At 75.0% G+C, this 17545-nt stretch carries 14 protein-coding genes; 9 read left to right on the top strand and 5 right to left on the bottom strand.

Annotation, left to right across the window (positions count from 1 at the left end; genetic code table 11):
* The first annotated feature begins 39 nt into the window (after positions 1-39).
* The 6 genes from KPL57_RS47705 (at position 40) to KPL57_RS47680 (ending at position 9305) form a co-directional block, all read left to right on the top strand.
* Positions 40-1491, top strand: coding sequence for a M1 family aminopeptidase (locus KPL57_RS47705; protein ID WP_226357070.1), 1452 nt, complete (start codon positions 40-42; stop codon positions 1489-1491).
* Positions 1492-1601: 110 nt separating this feature from the next.
* Entirely contained in the window at positions 1602-3089 is a 1488-nt protein-coding gene (locus KPL57_RS47700; protein ID WP_226357069.1) for a cytochrome ubiquinol oxidase subunit I, read from the top strand.
* An 18-nt stretch (positions 3090-3107) separates the two neighbouring features.
* The gene (gene cydB, locus KPL57_RS47695; protein WP_226357068.1) at positions 3108-4172 is read left to right on the top strand and encodes a cytochrome d ubiquinol oxidase subunit II; all 1065 of its coding nucleotides are present in this window, start codon (positions 3108-3110) and stop codon (positions 4170-4172) included.
* The gene (cydD, locus tag KPL57_RS47690; protein WP_226357067.1) at positions 4169-5965 is read left to right on the top strand and encodes a thiol reductant ABC exporter subunit CydD; all 1797 of its coding nucleotides are present in this window, start codon (positions 4169-4171) and stop codon (positions 5963-5965) included. The genes cydB and cydD overlap by 4 nt, the downstream gene beginning before the upstream one ends.
* A complete protein-coding gene (gene cydC / locus KPL57_RS47685) occupies positions 5962-7665 on the top strand; it encodes a thiol reductant ABC exporter subunit CydC (RefSeq protein WP_226357066.1) in 1704 nt (567 codons plus the stop codon). Before cydD ends, cydC begins: the two co-directional genes overlap by 4 nt.
* Positions 7666-7853: 188 nt before the next feature.
* Complete coding sequence (locus tag KPL57_RS47680) at positions 7854-9305, top strand: hypothetical protein (protein WP_226357065.1); 1452 nt, start codon at positions 7854-7856, stop codon at positions 9303-9305.
* A 67-nt stretch (positions 9306-9372) separates the two neighbouring features.
* On the opposite strand, the gene fabG is transcribed toward KPL57_RS47680, so the two are convergent.
* Positions 9373-10131: a 3-oxoacyl-ACP reductase FabG gene (gene fabG, locus KPL57_RS47675; RefSeq protein WP_226357064.1), complete on the bottom strand. Its 759-nt coding sequence runs from the start codon at positions 10129-10131 to the stop codon at positions 9373-9375.
* Between the two features lie 166 nt (positions 10132-10297).
* On the opposite strand from fabG, the gene KPL57_RS47670 reads away from it, so the two are divergent.
* From KPL57_RS47670 to KPL57_RS47660, 3 genes are all read left to right on the top strand, one after another.
* Positions 10298-11056 (top strand): class I SAM-dependent methyltransferase, encoded by a 759-nt coding sequence (locus KPL57_RS47670; RefSeq protein WP_226357063.1) that lies wholly within the window; start codon positions 10298-10300, stop codon positions 11054-11056.
* Between the two features lie 283 nt (positions 11057-11339).
* A complete protein-coding gene (locus KPL57_RS47665; protein ID WP_374203880.1) occupies positions 11340-12149 on the top strand; it encodes an ABC transporter substrate-binding protein in 810 nt (269 codons plus the stop codon).
* A gap of 19 nt (positions 12150-12168) precedes the next feature.
* A complete protein-coding gene (locus KPL57_RS47660) occupies positions 12169-12930 on the top strand; it encodes an SDR family NAD(P)-dependent oxidoreductase (protein WP_226357061.1) in 762 nt (253 codons plus the stop codon).
* 52 nt (positions 12931-12982) lie between these two features.
* Here KPL57_RS47660 and KPL57_RS47655 read toward each other — a convergent pair whose 3' ends face one another.
* The 4 genes from KPL57_RS47655 to KPL57_RS47640 all read right to left on the bottom strand — a co-directional run bounded on the left by KPL57_RS47655 (position 12983) and on the right by KPL57_RS47640 (position 17531).
* Positions 12983-14035, bottom strand: coding sequence for an ABC transporter substrate-binding protein (locus tag KPL57_RS47655; RefSeq protein ID WP_226357060.1), 1053 nt, complete (start codon positions 14033-14035; stop codon positions 12983-12985).
* On the bottom strand, positions 14032-14799 hold the full coding sequence (locus tag KPL57_RS47650; RefSeq protein ID WP_226357059.1) for an ABC transporter ATP-binding protein: 768 nt from the start codon (positions 14797-14799) through the stop codon (positions 14032-14034). The genes KPL57_RS47655 and KPL57_RS47650 overlap by 4 nt, the downstream gene beginning before the upstream one ends.
* On the bottom strand, positions 14796-15806 hold the full coding sequence (locus KPL57_RS47645; protein WP_226357058.1) for an iron ABC transporter permease: 1011 nt from the start codon (positions 15804-15806) through the stop codon (positions 14796-14798). Before KPL57_RS47645 ends, KPL57_RS47650 begins: the two co-directional genes overlap by 4 nt.
* 135 nt (positions 15807-15941) lie before the next feature.
* The gene (locus KPL57_RS47640; RefSeq protein ID WP_226357491.1) at positions 15942-17531 is read right to left on the bottom strand and encodes a Na+/H+ antiporter; all 1590 of its coding nucleotides are present in this window, start codon (positions 17529-17531) and stop codon (positions 15942-15944) included.
* Positions 17532-17545: the final 14 nt, after the last annotated feature.

Below are 17545 nucleotides of genomic sequence, written 5' to 3'. Positions count from 1 at the left end.
CGGTCGCCGCCCACGGGCACCGCGGATAGCCTCGCCGTCATGATCGACCTGACCCGGCGGCGCCGGGCCCTCGTCGGCGTCGCCGTCGTCCTGGCCGTGCTGGGGGGCTGCGCGGCCGGCGTGCCGCAGGTCGAGCGGGCCGCGCCGTGGCCGCAGCGCCCGGTCGTCGACGCGTCGCTGGACCTCGCGCCGGACCTGTCCTCGGCCACCGGCCGCCAGACCGTCCGTTTCACCCCCGACGCCCGGATCTGCGAGCTGGTCTTCCGGCTCTGGACCAACCGGCCGACCGTCGTCGCCGACGGCGGCTCGTCCCGGGTCACCGACGCGAGCGTCGACGGCACCCCGGTCACCCCGCGCACCGAGCAGGCGGGCGCCCCGGACGGCGCGCCCGGCACGCTCGTCGAGCTGCCGCTGCCGTCCTGCGTCGACGCGGGCACCACCGTCACCGCGCAGCTCGGGTTCACCCTGACCCTCGGCGAGGACTCCACCGAACGGATCGGGCACTCCCCGTCGGCGGGCACCGCCTGGCTCGGCAGCCCGCTGCCGGTGCTGGACTGGGTCCGCGGCCGCGGCTGGGTCCGCACCCCGGCGGTGCGGATGTCCGGCGAGACCGTCGTCGCCGAGGACTACCGGCTCGCCTCGCTCGCCGTCACCGCGGCGGCGGACCAGCAGGTCGTCGGGGTCGGGACGGCCACCGGCACCCGCGACGCCGGCGGCGGGCGGCTCACCCGCACCTTCACCGCCGACGCGGTCCGCGACGTCGCGGTCGCCGTCGGCGCCTACGAGGTCACCGAATCCACGGTCGGCGCCACCCGGGTGCACGTCGCGCTGCCCACCGCGGGCCGCGCGGGCGCCCGGCGCGGCGGGGAGCTCCGCGGTTCCGCGCAGGACTGGCAGGGCGAGGTCGCCCGCTTCCTGCCCGCCCTGGAACGGCTGCTGGGGCCCTACCCGTACCCGGACCTGTGGCTGACGGTCGTGCCCACCCAGAGCGACGGCGTCGAGTTCCCGACCCACCTGCAGTTCGGCGACGTCGACGACGCCACCCGCCCGTCGCTGGCCGCGCACGAGATCGCCCACTCCTGGTTCTACGCGCTGGTCGGCAACGACCAGGCCCGCGACCCGTGGCTGGACGAGGCGTTCACGACCTGGGCCCAGGCCCTGGTCGCCGGCCAGCGCGACCTGTATCGGATCGGCAGCTTCGGGCCCGGCGACGTCGCGGGCCCGATCGGCGCCCCCATGTCGTTCTGGGACTCGCGCGGCGGGTTCACCGACCTCGTCGACGGCGTCTACGACCAGGGTGCCGCCGCCCTGTTCGCGGGCCGCGACGCCGTCGGCGCGCAGCGGTTCGACGCCGCGGTCCGCGCCTACGTCGAGGCGAACGCACACCGCGTCGCCGCCCCGGCCGACGTCGAACGGGCCTTCGCCGACCTGCCGCAGGTGCTCGACATGCTGCGCCGCCACGGCGCCTTCGACCCGCGCACCGGCGGCTGAGCACCCCCGCCGCGACCCGCGTGTCCAGGGCCACCGGGCCCGGTTCCCCACCGATCTTCTACTTCCGGTAGAACTACTACTGGACGTAGAACTTCGCTCGGGAGGTCCGGATGGACGCGCTCGACCTGGCCCGCTGGCAGTTCGGGATCACCACGATCTACCACTTCCTGTTCGTGCCGCTGACCATCGGCCTGTCGGTGATCGTAGCGTCGCTGCAGACCGCCTGGTTCCGCACGGGCCGGGAGGAGTACCTGCGCGCCACGAAGTTCTTCGGGAAGCTGTTCCTGATCAACTTCGCGATGGGCGTGGTCACCGGGATCGTGCAGGAGTTCCAGTTCGGGATGAACTGGAGCGCCTACTCCACCTTCGTCGGCGACGTGTTCGGCGCACCGCTGGCGATGGAGGCGCTGATCGCGTTCTTCCTGGAGTCCACCTTCATCGGGCTGTGGATCTTCGGGTGGGACCGGCTGCGGAAGGGCGTGCACCTGGCCTGCATCTGGGCCGCCGCGATCGGGTCCAACCTGTCGGCGTACTTCATCCTGGCGGCGAACGCGTGGATGCGGAACCCGGTCGGCTACGAGGTCGACCGCGCCACCGGCCGGGCCCGCCTCACCGACATCGGCGCCGTGCTGACCAACCCGCAGGCCTGGTCGACCTACACCCACGTCGTCGCCGCGGCGTTCCTGATCGCCGGGCTGTTCGTCGCCGCGGTGAGCTCCTGGAAGCTGATGCGCGAACGCTGGAGCCGTCCCGGCGACGCGGCGCCGCACCCGAGCGAGCACGCGCTGTTCCGGAAGACCCTGCGCACCGGGTTCCTCGTCACCCTCGTCGCGGGGGTGCTGGTCATCGCCTCCGGTGACCACCAGGCCAAGCTCGCCGCCACCTACGAGCCGATGAAGCTCGCCGCGGCCGAGGCGCTGTGGCAGACCGAGGAGTCGGCCGGGTTCTCGCTGTTCGCCGTCGGCGACGTCCAGGGCAGCCGCAACCACATCAACGTGCAGATCCCCGGCGTCCTGAGCTTCCTGGCCACCGGCAGCCCGTGGGGCCCGGTGCAGGGCATCGAGAACGTGCAGGCGCAGTACGAGGCGCTCTACGGGCCCGGGGACTACCGGCCCAACATCGCCGTCCTCTACTGGGCGTTCCGGCTGATGATGGGTCTCGGCCTGGCCGGGGTCGCGGTCGCGACGGCCGGGCTCTGGCTGACCCGCGGCGGCCGGCTGCCCGGGTTCACCCGCGACGGCGCACCGGCTCCGGCCGGGCGGCTCCAGCGGTGGGCCTACCGGGGTGTGGTCGCCGCGCTGCCCGCGGCGCTGGCCGGGAACATCGCCGGCTGGGTGCTGACCGAGATGGGCCGCCAGCCCTGGACGGTGCACGGTGAGCTGCTCACCGCGCAGAGCGTCTCCCCCGGCGTGAGCCTGGGCGAGGTCGCGTTCTCCCTGGCCGCGTTCACCGCGCTCTACGGGGTGCTCGCCGTCGTCGAGGTGCGGCTGCTCTTCCGCTACGTCGCGGCCGGGCCCGCCGCCCCCGCGACCGACCCCGACCCCGGCGGCGCGCACAGCTCCGACGACGAGCGCCGCCCCGCGGCCTTCAGCTACTGACCCCCGGGAGGGACGACGATGGACCTGCCCACGATCTGGTTCCTGGCCGTGGCCGTGCTGTGGACCGGCTACCTGGTGCTCGAGGGGTTCGACTTCGGCGTCGGGATGCTGGTCCGCGTCCTGGGCCGCGACGACGAGTCCGACCGCGAGGCCGCCCTCGGCGCGATCGGCCCGGTGTGGGACGGCAACGAGGTGTGGTTGATCGCCGCCGTCGGCGCGATGTTCGCCGCGTTCCCCGCCTGGTACGCCGCGATGCTGTCGGGCCTCTACCTGCCGGTGCTCCTGGTCCTGCTGGGCCTGATCGTGCGCGGGGTCGGGCTGGAGTACCGGCACAAGCGCTCCGACGCGCCGTGGAAGGCCCGCTGGGACCTGATGATCGGGCTCGGGTCGCTGGTGCCGGCGTTCGTGTGGGGCATGGTCCTCGCGAACCTGGTCCGTGGCCTGCCCACCGTGCTCAGCGCCCCGGGCAGCGGGCAGAACACCGTGGTCACCGCGTCGCTCGGGGACCTGCTGAACGGCTACGCCCTGCTCGGCGGCGTCGTCACCACGGCGCTGTTCCTGCTGCACGGCGCGGTGTTCCTGGCACTGAAGACCGACGGGCCGGTGCGCTACCGGGCGCGGCGGTTCGCGCTGCGCGCGGTGGTCCCGGTGCTGCTGGTGACCGTCGCGTTCCTGGCCGCGACGCTCGCGCTGCGCGAGCCGTCCTGGACCACCACGGTCGCCTGGGTCTCCGGCGCGGGCATCGCCGCCGCCGGGGTGGCGCTGCTGGCCGGCCGCGAGGGGTGGGCGTTCACCGCCACCGCGCTCGCGATCGGTGGGCTGTCGGTCGTGCTGTTCGGGCAGCTGTACCCGACGCTGCTGCCCTCGACGACCGACCCCGCGCATTCCCTGACCGTCGCGAACGCGGCGTCCGCGCCGTACACGCTCGGCGTCATGTCCTGGATCGCGGCCGTGTTCCTGCCGCTCGTGCTCGGCTACCAGTCCTGGAGCTACTGGGTGTTCCGCCGCCGTCTCGGCGGGGCGCGGGTCGCCCCGGCCGGGACCTCCGGCCCTGGTGACACCGCGGTAGCGGCCCCACGATGACGACCGTGTCCACCCCGTCCACCACCGCCGGGGCGCCGCCCGCGGGCGGCCCGCCGGTCGACCCCCGGCTGCTGCGCACGGCGAGCGCGGTCCGGGTGCACCTGGTTGTCGCCGCGGTCTGCGGGGTCGCCGCGACCGGGCTGATCCTGGCCCAGGCCTGGCTGGTGTCGCGGGTGGTGGCCGGGGCGACGCCCTCGTTCACCCTCGACGGCGCGCGCACCGGGCCGGGCGCCGGGCTCGACACCCTGGCCTGGCTGGTGGGGGGCGTCGCCGTCGTCGCGGTGGCGCGGGCGCTGCTGTCCTACGGCGCGGAGTCCGCGGCGCTGCGCAGCGCCGCCCGCGCCAAGTCCCAGCTGCGGATGCAGCTCGTGCGCCGGCTCGTGCTCGCCGCACCGGACCCGCAGCGGTCCTCCGGCGAGATCGTCACCCTGGCCACCCGCGGCCTCGACGCCCTCGACGACTACTTCGCCCGCTACCTGCCCCAGCTGGTGCTCGCGGTGCTGGTCCCGGTCGCAGTGCTGGTCGTCGTCGGCAGCGCCGACTGGATCTCCGCGGTCGTCATCGCGGTCACGCTGCCGCTGATCCCGCTGTTCATGGCCCTGGTCGGGATGCACACCCGGGCCCGCACCGACCGCCAGTGGCGGCTGCTGTCGCGTCTGGGCGGGCACTTCCTCGACGTCGTACAGGGGCTGCCGACGCTCGCGCTGTTCCGCCGCGCGCAGGTCGTCGCGGGCAAGGTCCGGGAGACCACCGACGAGCACCGACACGCCATGACCGGCACCCTGCGGGTCGCGTTCCTGTCCGCGTTCGTGCTGGAGGTCCTCGCGACGCTCGCCGTCGCCCTGGTCGCGGTCGAGGTCGGGCTGCGGCTGCTCTACGGGAACCTCGACTACGCCACCGCGCTGTTCGTGCTGGTCCTGGCCCCGGAGGCCTACCTGCCGCTGCGCGAGGTCGGTGCCCGGTTCCACGCCAGCATGGAGGGCGTCGCCGCGGCCCGGCAGGTGTTCGCCGAGCTGGACCGCCCGGCCGGCGGGGCGACCGGCGGGACCGCGCCGGTGCCGACGGCCGACCCGGCCGGGCGCGGCCTGACCGTCGACGGGCTGCGGGTGCGCTACCCCGGCGCGGACGCCGACGCCGTCGCCGGGCTGTCGCTGGGCCTCGCCCCCGGGGAGACGGTGCTGCTACGGGGCCCGTCCGGGGCCGGCAAGTCCACCCTGCTCGGCGTGCTGCTCGGCATGGTCGCCCCGACCGGCGGCACCGTCACCGTGCACGGGCGCGACGGCACGGGCGCCGACCTCGCGGACCTGGACCTCGACGCCTGGCGCCGCGGGGTGGCCTGGGTGCCGCAGCAGCCGCACCTGTTCGCCGACACCGTCGCCGCCAACGTCCGGCTCGGCGCCGGACACGACCACGCGGGCGTCACCGACGACGCCGTGCGCGCGGCCGCACGCCGCGCCGGGCTCGACGCCGTCGTCGCCCGGCTGCCGCACGGCTGGGACACCGTGCTCGGCGAGGGCGGCGCGCAGCTGTCGTCGGGCGAGCGCCAGCGGGTCGCGCTGGCCAGGGCGTTCCTGCGCGACGCCCCGCTGGTCCTGCTCGACGAGCCGACCGCGCACCTCGACCCCGACTCCGCCGACGCGGTCCGCACCGCGGCCGCCGAGCTGCTGCGCGGGCGCACCGCGGTCGTCGTCGCGCACGACGCGGGCTGGGCCGAGCACACCGACCGCACCGTCACGATCGACCCGGCCACGATCACCCCGGTCGCGACCGCACCCGCCGGTGGCCCGCGATGAGCCCCTGGTCCCTCGCCCGCAGCGTGCTGGCGCCCCGGCTGCGCGGCGTCGTCGGCGGCGCGCTGCTCGGCGCCCTCGCTACCGCCTGCGGCGCCGGGCTGCTGTCGCTGGCCGCCTGGCTGCTCGCCACCGCCGCCCAGCACCCGTCGGTGACGGCGCTGTCGGTCGCCGTCGTGCTGACCCGTGCCCTCGGCGTCGGACGCGGGGTGGCCCGCTACGCCGAGCGGCTGGTCGGGCACGACGCCGCGCTGCGCGCGCTGTCGGACATGCGCGGCCGCGTCTACGCCCGGCTCGCCGCCACCGAGCCGGTGCGCCGGTTCCGGTCCGGCGAGCTGGTCGCCCGGCTGGTCGGCGACACCGACTCGGTGCAGGACCTGGTGGTGCGCGGGGTGCTGCCGGTCGTCGCGGCCGCGGTCGCCGGGTCCGGGGCGGTGCTGCTCGCCACCGCGCTGTACGTCCCCGGCGGGGCGCTGCTCGCCGCCGGGCTGCTGCTCGCCGGGGTCGCGGTGCCCGCGCTGGCCGCGGCGCTGTCGCGGCGGCCCGCCGAGCGCGCCGGCGTCGCACGGGACAGGCTCGCGACCGCCCTGGTCGACCTGCTCGACGGCGGCCCGGAGCTGCTGGCCCACGGCGCGACCGGTCACGCGGTCGACGCGGTCGCCCGCGCCGACGCCGAGCTGACCCGCACCGCCCGCCGCGACGCCGCGCTGCTCGGCCTCGGCGCCGGGTCCGGTGCCCTGGTCGCCGGGCTCACCCTGGCCGGGACGCTGCTGCTGGGCGTCGCCGCCGTCGACGCCGGTGCGCTGGGTGCGGTCCCGCTGGCCGTGCTGGTGCTGACCGCGCTGGCCGCGTTCGAGATCGTCGCGCCGCTGCCGGCCGCCGCGGCCCGGCTCGCCGCGGTCCGCGCCGGGCTGGCCCGGCTGGTGCCGGTGCTCGACGCCGCACCCGCCGTCGTACACCGCGACCCGGGGCCGGAGCCGCTGCCGCGCCGCGGTGACCTGCGGGTCCGCGGGCTCACCGCCGCCTGGCCCGGGCCGGGACCGGACGGGCGCGGCCGCACCGTCCTGCACGGGGTGGACCTCGACGTCGGCCGCGGGGAGGTCGTGGCGCTGGTCGGTGCCAGCGGGTCGGGCAAGTCGACGCTGGCCGCGGTGCTGTTCCGGTTCCTCGACCCGCGCGCGGGGACGGTCCGGCTCGACGGGCACGACCTGGCCCTGCGCCCGCCCGACGAGGTCCGTGCGGTGGTCTCCGGGGTGCCGGCCGACCCGCACGTGTTCGACTCCACGGTCCGGGAGAACCTGCGCCTGGCCGCCCCCGACGCCGACGACACCGACCTCGGCGACGTCCTGCGCCGGGTCGGGCTCGCCGGCCTGGCCCTCGACGACGAGGTCGGCGCGCACGGCGCCCGGCTCTCGGGCGGGATGCGCCGACGGCTCGCGCTGGCCCGCGCGCTGCTCGTCGACCCCGCGGTGCTGGTGCTCGACGAGCCCACCGCGCACCTCGACCCGGACACCCGTGACGCCGTCCTCGACGACCTGCTCGCCGCCGCGGCGGGCCGGGCCGTGCTGGTCATCACCCACGACCCGGCGGTGCTGCCGCGGGCCGACCGGGTGTACACGCTGCGCGACAAGAGGGTTCACCTGCGCAGCGGGGCTGCGTGCGGTCCTCGCGAACCGCGGCCCTACTCTGCTCCGAACGTCTGAGAGCGGGCCCCGGCCGGCTCCGGGCGTTCGCGAGGTTCTCTCAGTCGGGTCACAGGAGGCCCCTGACACGCTGGGAGCACCTCGCCGGGACACCGTCCCGCGCAGGAGTGCAGGAGTCAGTACGAGCCCGCGCGCGCCACGGCATCCGCCCGGCGCCGCGTCCGGTCAGAACGTGAGGTCACCACCCCGTGCGAGCGTCACGCCGTCCCTCCCCGACGACGTCAGGACCGAGGTCCCCGTCGCGGGCCCCCCGGTTCCGGCCCGGCCTGCGCCGGACCCCGGCCCTGGCCCTGCTGCTCGCGGGGGTCCTGGCCCTCGCCGCCTGCACCTCGGGGACCGGCGGTGGCGGCACCACCGGTGACACCGTGCCGTCGTCGGCGCTGGAGGCCTCCGCGAAGGCCGTCGACCTGAACGGCTGGCGCTGGGACAAGCAGCCGGGCCCGATGGAGATCGGGGTGACCCACACCCAGGACAGCCTCGACGACACCGAGCCCGCGCAGGCCCGCCAGCGCGGCGTCGACATCCTGTCGAGCCTCGGGCAGGAGTACCAGAACCACCACCTCATGGGCTTCGGCACGCTGAACCCCGAGCCCCGGCCCGGCGAGTTCGAGTGGGGCTCGCTGGACCGCCGGATGCAGCTCACCGAGGAGACCGGCGGCAAGGCGATGCTGACCCTGTGCTGCTCCCCGGACTGGATGAAGGGCGCGCCGCGCGACAGCGGCGACACCCGCTGGGACCGGCTCGAGAAGGCGCCGCTGCCCGAGCACTTCGCCGACTTCGCCAACCTGGCCAAGGAGGCCGTGCAGCGCTACCCGCAGGTCGACCGCGTCCTGGTGTGGAACGAGCTCAAGGGCTTCTACAACCAGGCCGAGAACCGCTGGGACTACGAGGGCTACACCACGATGTACAACGACGTGTACCGCGCGGTGAAGTCGGTCCGGCCCGACGTGCAGGTCGGCGGCCCGTACGTGGTGATGAGCAGCGTCCCGGTCGACTCGGGCGACGCCTCGGACATCCGCGGCCCCTGGGGCGCGCTCGACCAGCGGCCGCTGGACGTCCTGGACTACTGGCTGAAGAACAACGTCGGGGCGGACTTCATCGTCGTCGACGGCTCCACCACCAACCGCGGCCAGCAGGACGCGATCTCCCCGGTCGACGTCGGCGCCGAGAAGTTCTCGGTGATCGACCGCTGGATCCAGGAGCGGACCAGGCTGCCGATCTGGTGGGCCGAGTTCTACGCCAACGTCCCCGCCGACGCCCAGGCCGGTTTCGCCTCCCCCGCCAGCGCGGTCTCGACGATCGCCGCCCTGCAGGCGATGGCCCGCTCGGGCACCCAGGGCTCGCTGCTGTGGGGACCCGAGGGCAGCAACTCGCTCGAGTACTCCTCGCTGTGGACCCCCGCGACCGACGAGAACGGCGGCCAGCCGACCCCGCTGACCGAGGCGTGGCGCTGGCTGGTGCCCCGGCTCCGTGAGGGCACCGTCGAGCTGGGCCGGGCGACCGACGGCTCGTCGCTGGGTGGTTTCCGCGCGACGGACGGGTCGGTGCTGCTCGTCAACTTCTCCGCGAACGCGGTGCCGGTCTCCGGCCAGGACGACATCCCCGGCTGGGCGATCGTGCCGATGAACAGCAGTTCCTGACACCCTCCCGCGACGACGGACGGGCCGGCACCGCAGCAGCGGAGCCGGCCCGTCCGTCGTGGGTGGGTCAGGCCTTCGGGCCGCCGGCCACGTAGATGACCTGGCCGCTGACGAACGACGAGCGCTCGTCGACGAAGAACGACACGGTCTGGGCGATGTCCTCGGGCGAGCCGGGGCGCTGCACCGGGATCTCCTTGGCCCGGGCGGCCTTGAACTCCTCCCAGTCCACGCCGATGCGCTCGGCGGTCGCCTTGGTCATCTCCGAGGCGATGAATCCGGGGGCGATGCAGTTCGCGGTGACGCCGAACTTGCCGAGCTCGATCGCGAGGGTCTTGGTGAAGCCCTGCATGCCGGCCTTCGCCGCGGAGTAGTTCGCCTGGCCGCGGTTGCCCAGCGCCGAGGTCGAGGAGAGGTTCACGACCCGGCCCCAGGCGGCGTCGACCATGTGCTTCTGCACCGCGCGGGTCATCAGGAACGCACCGCGCAGGTGCACGCCCATGACGGCGTCCCAGTCGTCGACGGTCATCTTGAACAGCAGGTTGTCCTTGGTGATGCCGGCGTTGTTGATCAGCACGGTCGGTGCGCCGAGGCGCTCGGTGACCGCGTCGACGGCCGCGGCGACGGCCTGCTCGTCGGCGACGTTCGCACCGAACGCGGCCGCGGTCCCGCCGGCGGACTCGATGGCCTCGACGGTGGCCTTCGCGGCCGACTCCTCCAGGTCCAGCACCGCGACCTTGTGCCCGTCGGCGGCGAGCCGGATCGCGGTGGCGGCCCCGATGCCGCGGGCCCCACCGGTCACGACGGCGGTCCTCTGCTGCTGGGTCATGTCTCTCCTCGCTGATCGACGGTGATCTCCGGGTGTCTCCCGCAGCCGATCGTGTCACCACCTACCGCCGAGTCACATCGCGGCCCGTGCGACGTCGCTCACCCCCGATCGGAGGCGTCGGGTGCACTAGCGTCGAGGTGTCCGTTCCCGACCAGGAAGGATTTTCATGGCCGTCGAGCGTTCCGAACCGACCTACCGGCTTGCTCTGCCGGAACCCACGACCTCGTTCGAGCAGGACGCGGAGTACTGCGTCCTGGACCTCGGACACGGGTGGACCGAGTACCGCTTCCACGACTACGACGAGCTCTTCAAGATCCCGGGCCTCTACGAGAAGCTGTTCTACGACATCCTGCAGTGCCAGTCCCCGGCCGTGGTGGCCGGCGCGCTGGCCGAGCAGCTCGACGCCGTCGGCGTCGACCCGTCCGGGCTGCGGGTCCTCGACGTCGGCGCCGGCAACGGCATCGTCGCCGAGGAGCTGCGTGCCCGCGGCGTCGGCAAGGTGGTGGGGATCGACATCCTCCCCGAGGCCCGCGACGCCGCCGAACGGGACCGCCCGGGGGTCTACGACGACTACCACGTCGTGGACCTCACCGACCTCGACGACGAGACCACCGAGAACATCTCCGCGGGCGGTTTCGACGCCCTGACCTGCGTCGCCGCGCTGGGTTTCGGCGACATCCCGCCCGCGGCGTTCCGTGCCGCGTTCGACATGGTCGCGGTCGACGGCTTCGTCGCGATCACCCTGCGGGACGACTTCCTGACCGACGGCGACACCTCCGGGTTCGCCGGCCTCATCTCCTCGCTGCTGGCGTCCGGCGAGCTCGAGGAGCTCGGCGCGACCGTCTACCGGCACCGGCTCGCGACCAGCCGCGACCCGCTGCTCTACCGGGCCGTCGTGGCCCGCAAGCGCCGCCCGCGCGGCTGACCCGGCGCGTTCGCACCGGTGCGCGACAGCCGGCCGCCGGTGCGAACGCGCGTTCTGAGACGATCCGGACATTCCAGGTAAGGCAAGGCTGGGTTATCGTCCCGGCGTGCTCCGTCGACTGATCGTCCTGCTGGCCCTCGCGGGCCTGCTCACCGCCTGCGCCTCCGACCCCGGCCCGGCCGCCGGGCCGTCCGGTTCCGACGGCGCGTTCCCGGTCCGCATCGACCACCTCTACGGCACCACCGAGATCCCGGCCCGTCCGGAGCGGATCGTCACCCTCGGCGTGACCGACATCGACCCGGTTCTCGCGCTCGGCGTGACGCCGGTGGCCACGACGTCCTACCCCGCGTTCCGGGACACCGACGGGGTCGGACCGTGGGGCCGTGACCTGGTGCGCGGCACCCCGCCCCAGGTGCTGGCCGAGCCCGACGCCACCCCGAGCCTGGAGCGGCTCGCCGCGCTCGCGCCGGACGTGATCATCGCCGTCACCTCGGGCATCGACCAGGCCACCTACGATCGGCTCTCCGCGATCGCCCCGGTCGTCGCCCGCCCGGCCGGCACCATCGCCTACGGCGTGCCCCGCAGCGACCAGACCCGCACCGTCGCCGCGGCGCTCGGTGAGCCGGCGCGTGGCGAGGAGCTCGTCCGGACCGCGGACGCCGCGTTCGCCGAGGCCGTCGCCGCACATCCGGAGTTCCGCGGCGCGGTCGCCCCGGCCGTGCTGCCCTACGACGGCAAGTACGGCGCCTTCACCCCGGCCGACGCGCGCGGCCAGTTCATGTCCGGGCTCGGGTTCGCCCTCCCCGAGCGGATCGCGGCGCTCGACGACGGCACGAGCTTCTACGTCGAGCTCTCCTCCGAGCAGGCGGGGCTGCTCGACGGCGACGCGCTGGTCGTCTTGGCCGACGAGGGACCGGCCCGGAGGCAGGTCGACACCGACCCGGTCCTGGCGCAGGTCCCGGTCGTCGCCCGCGGCGACATGATCATCCCGGACGCCGACGTGCGGGCGGGTATGACCTACAACAGCGTGCTGTCCGCCCCCTACGCCCTGGAGCGGCTCGTCCCGCAGCTCGCCGGGAAGCTCGGCGGCTGATCCGGGTTAGGGTCGCGGCGTGACTGTGATGGAGCGGTTCCGACTGGACGGCCGGGTCGCCGTCGTCACCGGTGCGTCGTCCGGGCTCGGTGTGGCCTTCGCGAAGGGCCTCGCCGAGGCCGGCGCGGACCTCGTGCTGGGTGCACGACGGGTCGACAGGCTGGCCGAGACGGTGGCACTGGTGGAGGCGGCGGGGCGGCGCGCGGTCGCCGTCGCCACCGACGTGGCGAAGCCCGAGGACTGCCGGGCGCTGGCCCAGGCCGCCGTCGACGAGTTCGGCCGGCTCGACGTGCTGGTCAACAACGCCGGGATCGGCACCGCGGTGCCCGCCCTGAAGGAGAGCCCGGAGCAGTTCACCGGGGTCGTCGACGTCAACCTCAACGGCTCCTACTGGATGGCGCAGGCCTGCGCGGCGCACATGGGCGCCGGGTCCAGCATCGTCAACATCTCCTCGGTGCTGGGCCTGACCACCGCGTCGCTGCCGCAGGCGGCGTACTCGGCGTCGAAGGCCGCCATCGTCGGCCTCACCCGGGACCTGGCCCAGCAGTGGACCGGCCGCCGGGGCATCCGGGTCAACGCGGTCGCGCCCGGGTTCTTCGCCTCGGAGATGACCGACCAGTACCAGGACGGCTACCTGGAGCGGATGACCGAGCGGATCCCGATGGGCCGCAAGGGCGACCCGGAGGAGCTGACGGCGGCCGTGCTGTTCCTCGCCTCCGACGCCGGTGGCTACGTCACCGGCCAGACCTGGGCCGTCGACGGCGGCATCACGATCACCTGACCGGCCGGCCCGGTCCCGGGGGCGCCGTACGGCGCCCCCGGGACCTCCGCGCTCAGCTGCGGGGCACGTCGTCGGACTTCGGGGTCAGGCCGGAGGCGGGCACGAGGTTCCAGCGCTCCAGTGCCGCCCGGACCTGCTCGGCCGCGTCGACGTTGAGCGGGCCCGAGGTCCACAGGGCGTAGGGCAGGTTCAGGAACCGGTTCTCCTTCACCGCGGGCAGGTCGCGCGTGTCGGGACGGCTCTTGAGGACGGCGACCTTCTCGGCGAAGGTCTGCGGCGGGTAGTCGACGAACAGGAACGCGGCGGGCTGTGCCGTCGCGACCCGCTCCCACGAGACCTTGGTCCAGGTGTCGTCGACGTCGGAGAGCGCGTTGCGCGCCCCGGCCGCCTCCATGATCGCCTGCGGGGCGCCGAACCGTCCGCTGGAGAAGGGCGTGTCGGTGCCGCTGTCGAACAGGAACACCGTCGGCGGGGTCGCGGCCTTCGGTGCCTTCCCCAGCGCGTCGAGCCGGGTGTCGATGTCGGCGACGACGCGGTCGGCGTCGGCGGTGTGCCCGGTGATGGTGCCGAGGTTGTGCAGGTCGTCGCGCAGCGCCGTCCAGGGGTCGACGATGCCGCGGGCGCTCTGCCCGTCGGCCTGGCGGCAGGACTCGGTCAGCACGTACGGGGCGATGCCCTGCTCGCGTAGCCGGGCCGGGGTGAGGTTCTTCTCCTCGCCGTAGCCGTAGTTCCAGCCGGCGACCATCACGTCGGGGTCGCGAGCCAGGACGGTCTCCAGGGTCGGGTACTCCGGCGCCGCCTGCGCCAGGCCGTCGACGGCGGCGCCGTAGTGGCGGCGCAGCGTGTCGGCGTCGCGCTGCATGCTCGACACCGCGGTGACCCGGTCCTGGGCGCCGAGCGCCAGGACCATCGAGATCATGTTGCCGTCGTTGACGAACATGCGCTGCGCGGGCGCCGGGAACTGCGCGGGAGCACCGCAGTTCTGCACGGTGACCGTGCCGGCGGGGTCACCGGCGGCGGCGGGTGCCGGGGCGGGCGCCGAGCAGGCGGCGAGGGCGACCACCCCCGCGGCGAGGACGGCGGACAGGCGTAGCGGACGGGTCACGAGCTCTCCCTGAGCGAGTCGAACACGAGGCGGGACCGCCCGGTCACCGGATGCGTGAGACGGGCGGCGGCGACCCCGAAGACCCGTGAGACGGTGTCGGGGTCGAGGTCGGACACGGCCGGGAGGGCCCGGCCGTCGTGCAGGACGACGAGGCGGTCACACCAGCGGTCGGCCAGGTCGAGGTCGTGCAGGCTCACCACGACGGTCCGGCGCAGTGACCGGACCAGCTCCAGCAGGCCCAGTGCGTGCCGGACGTCGAGGTGGTTGGTGGGCTCGTCGAGCAGCAGGACACCGGCGTCCTGGGCGAGGCCGCGGGCGAGCAGCACCCGGCGCCGTTCACCGCCGGAGAGCCGGTCGACCGGGCGGTCGGCGAGACCGTCGAGCTCGACCGCGGCCAGCGCCGCGGTGACCGCGGCCCGCTCGACCGCGTCGCCGCCCGCCCACGGCGGCCGGTGCGGGACCAGGCCGAGCGCGACGACCTCCCCGGCGCACAGGTCGGGTGGCAGGTCCTCCTCCTGGCCGACGAACGCGATCCGCCGGGCCCGCTGCCGGGCCCGCAGCGCGGTCAGCGGGGTGCCGTCGAGCAGCACGCGCCCCGCGGCGGGCCTGCGGATCCCGGCGAGGGCGCGCAGCAGGGTGGACTTGCCGCTGCCGTTGGGCCCGACGACGCCGAGCACCTCCCCCGGCTCGACGGCGAGGTCGACCCCGGTCAGGACGGTGCGGCCGCCGAGCACGCAGGTGAGCCCCTCGACACGCAGGCTCACGCCATGCTCCCGGCGGTCCGGTAGCGGCGGCGTCCCATCAGGATCAGGAACACCGGGGCGCCGATCAGCCCGGTGACCACGCTCAGCGGCATCTCGGTGGGCCGCACCGCGATCCGGGCGGCGACGTCGACGACGAGCAGGAACAGCGCGCCGCCCAGCGCGGTCACCGGCAGCAGCACCCGGTGCCGGGACCCGACGAGCAGCCGCGCCAGGTGCGGCACGACCAGGCCGACGAAGCCGATCGCCCCGGACACCGCGACGAGCACGCCGACCGCGACCGCGCACACGGTGAACAGCGCGGTCCGGGCGGCGGTCACCGGCACGCCGAGTGCGGCCGCGGTGTCGGGGCCCGCGGTGAGCGCGTCGAGCCAGCCGCTGAACGCCACGAGCAGCACCAGCAGGAGCCCCACGGTCACCGCGGGCACCGCGACCCGGTCCCACTGCGCCCCGGACAGGCTCCCCAGCAGCCAGAACAGCACGGACTGGGCGGCGGCCGGGTCGCCGGAGCGGAACACCAGGTAGCTCGCCGTCGCCGAGAACGCCGAGCCGAGCACGGTGCCGGTGAGGATCAGCCGGATCGGGGTGATCCCGCCCTGGGCGACGGCGATCGCCCCGACCAGCGCCCCGGCCGCGAGGGCCCCGAGGAGCGCGCCGGTGAACAGCGCCCAGGTGCCGAGCGCACCCAGCACCCCGGTGGTGATGACGGCCGTGGCGCCGACGCTCGCGCCGGAGGACACCCCGAGCAGGTAGGGGTCGGCGAGTGGGTTGCGCACGAGGGTCTGCACCCCGGCGCCGGCGAGCGCGAGGCCCGCGCCGACGATCGCGGCGAGCAGCGAGCGCGGCATCCGCAGGTCCCAGACGATCGTCGAGACCGGGCCGGGACGGTCGTGCAGCACCGCGTCGACGACCTTCGCGACGGGGAGGACCTCGGCGCCGAACGCGAGCGAGCCCACCAGCGCGACCGCCAGCAGCACGGCGAGTGCCGCGGTCACCGTCGCGGACCGCACCGCCCGTCGTTCCCACACCTGCACAGTTCATCATGTGGAGGCACGGCCACGGCTGCGGGGAAGATCACCGACCGGGTCGCAGCCGTACCCGTAACGCGGCGGGCCGCGCCCCGACCGGACCGACGGCTCCGGTCCTCAGTCGAGCAGCACCGTGCGCAGGTCGAGGCGGCGCAGCACCCGGTCGACGGCGTGCGGGTCGACGCCGGGCTCGCGCCGGGCGGCGAGCACCTCGGTCCGGGCCGCGGCCAGCGCCGAGGCCTGGGCCTCGGCGAACGCGCGCCGGGACTTCTTCACCGCCGCGATCCGGGACCGTTCCTCCTCCGAGGGCGTCTCCCCCGACAGCACCCGCTCCAGCCGCTCGACCCGCTCGCGCATCGCGGTGCCGACCTCCTCGGGCAGGCCCCGCACCGTGCGTTCGAACTCCAGGGTGGCGACGGCGGCGCGGCGCGCCCGCAGCACGATCTCGCGTTCGGCGCGCTCCTCGGCGTCGGCCTCGTCGTCGATGTCGAGGGCGCGGACCAGCATGCCGAGGGTGAATCCGGGCACGAGCAGCGTCACGAACAGCACCGACACCGCGATGAGGACGAGCTGGTCGCGGGCGGGGAAGGGCGCCCCGGACGCGGTCTGCAGCGGCAGCGACAGCGCGAGGGCGAGCGTGGCGAGGCCGCGCATGCCGCACCAGGACAGCAGCACCGCCTCGCGTCCGGTGAGCGGCGCGGCGCCGGCCGCGGCGGAGTCGTCGGCGCTGCGGGACAGCAGCCGCCAGGCGACGACCATCCACAGCACCCGCACCGCGACGACGACCACGCACACGACCGCCGCGTGCGCGAGCATCGTCGGCAGCTCGTCGCCCGCGGCGAGCACGACCTGGCGCAGGTCGAGCCCGATCAGGCCGAACGCGAGCCCGGTGACCAGCAGCTCGACGACGTTCCACAGCGAGGACTGGGTGAGCCGCTCGGCGGCCTCGTCGGCGTCGGCCCCGGCGCGCAGCTGCAGCGCGAGCACGACGACGGCGATCACCCCGGAGGCGCCGAGCTCGTCGGCGGCCAGGTAGGTGGCGAACGGGAGGACCAGGGTGAGCGCGCTGCGCCCGGTGGCGTCGGTGAGCCTGCCGAGCACCCGGCGCGCCAGCCAGGCCACCCCCAGTCCGATCAGGACCGCGCCGGCGGCGCCGAGCACGAACCGCAGGCCCAGCCCGAGGGGGCTCAGCTCGTCGCCGGAGACGGTCGCCAGCACCGCGGCCTGGAACACGACCAGCGCGGTGGCGTCGTTGAACAGCCCCTCGCTCTGCAGCACCGCCACCACGCGGCGCGGGATCGGGACCTGCCCGGCGACGGCCTCGACGGCGACCGGGTCCGGTGGGGCGACCATCGCCCCGAGCGCGACGGCGGCGGTGAGCGCGAGCCCCGGCACGAGCAGCCAGACCGTCCCGGCGACCGCGGTGGCGGTGACCAGCACCAGGCCGACGGCGAGCAGCGCGATCGTCCGCCTGCGCGCCCGGAACAGCGCCCACGACGTGCGCTGCGCCGTGGCGAACAGCAGCGGCGGCAGGAACAGCGGCAGGATCAGCTCGGGGTCGATGACGAACGCGTCGGGCAGCCCGGGCAGCAGCGCGACGACCACGCCGAGGACCACCATCAGCGCGGGCCAGGGCAGCCGCAGCCGGTCCCCCACCCCGACCAGGACGACCGCGGCCACCATCAGCCCGACGAGCACGAGCAGCATCTCCACGGACCGAC

The sequence above is a fragment of the Pseudonocardia sp. ICBG601 genome, assembly GCF_020496245.1.
This window is presented reverse-complemented; position numbering and strand designations above follow the sequence as displayed.

Coding starts and splice junctions, on each gene's coding strand:
- KPL57_RS47705 (WP_226357070.1), top strand. CDS start 40: ATGATCGACCTGACCCGGCGGCGCCGGGCCCTCGTCGGCGTCGCCGTC.
- KPL57_RS47700 (WP_226357069.1), top strand. CDS start 1,602: ATGGACGCGCTCGACCTGGCCCGCTGGCAGTTCGGGATCACCACGATC.
- cydB (WP_226357068.1), top strand. CDS start 3,108: ATGGACCTGCCCACGATCTGGTTCCTGGCCGTGGCCGTGCTGTGGACC.
- cydD (WP_226357067.1), top strand. CDS start 4,169: ATGACGACCGTGTCCACCCCGTCCACCACCGCCGGGGCGCCGCCCGCG.
- cydC (WP_226357066.1), top strand. CDS start 5,962: ATGAGCCCCTGGTCCCTCGCCCGCAGCGTGCTGGCGCCCCGGCTGCGC.
- fabG (WP_226357064.1), bottom strand. CDS start 10,131: ATGACCCAGCAGCAGAGGACCGCCGTCGTGACCGGTGGGGCCCGCGGC.
- KPL57_RS47670 (WP_226357063.1), top strand. CDS start 10,298: ATGGCCGTCGAGCGTTCCGAACCGACCTACCGGCTTGCTCTGCCGGAA.
- KPL57_RS47640 (WP_226357491.1), bottom strand. CDS start 17,531: ATGCTGCTCGTGCTCGTCGGGCTGATGGTGGCCGCGGTCGTCCTGGTC.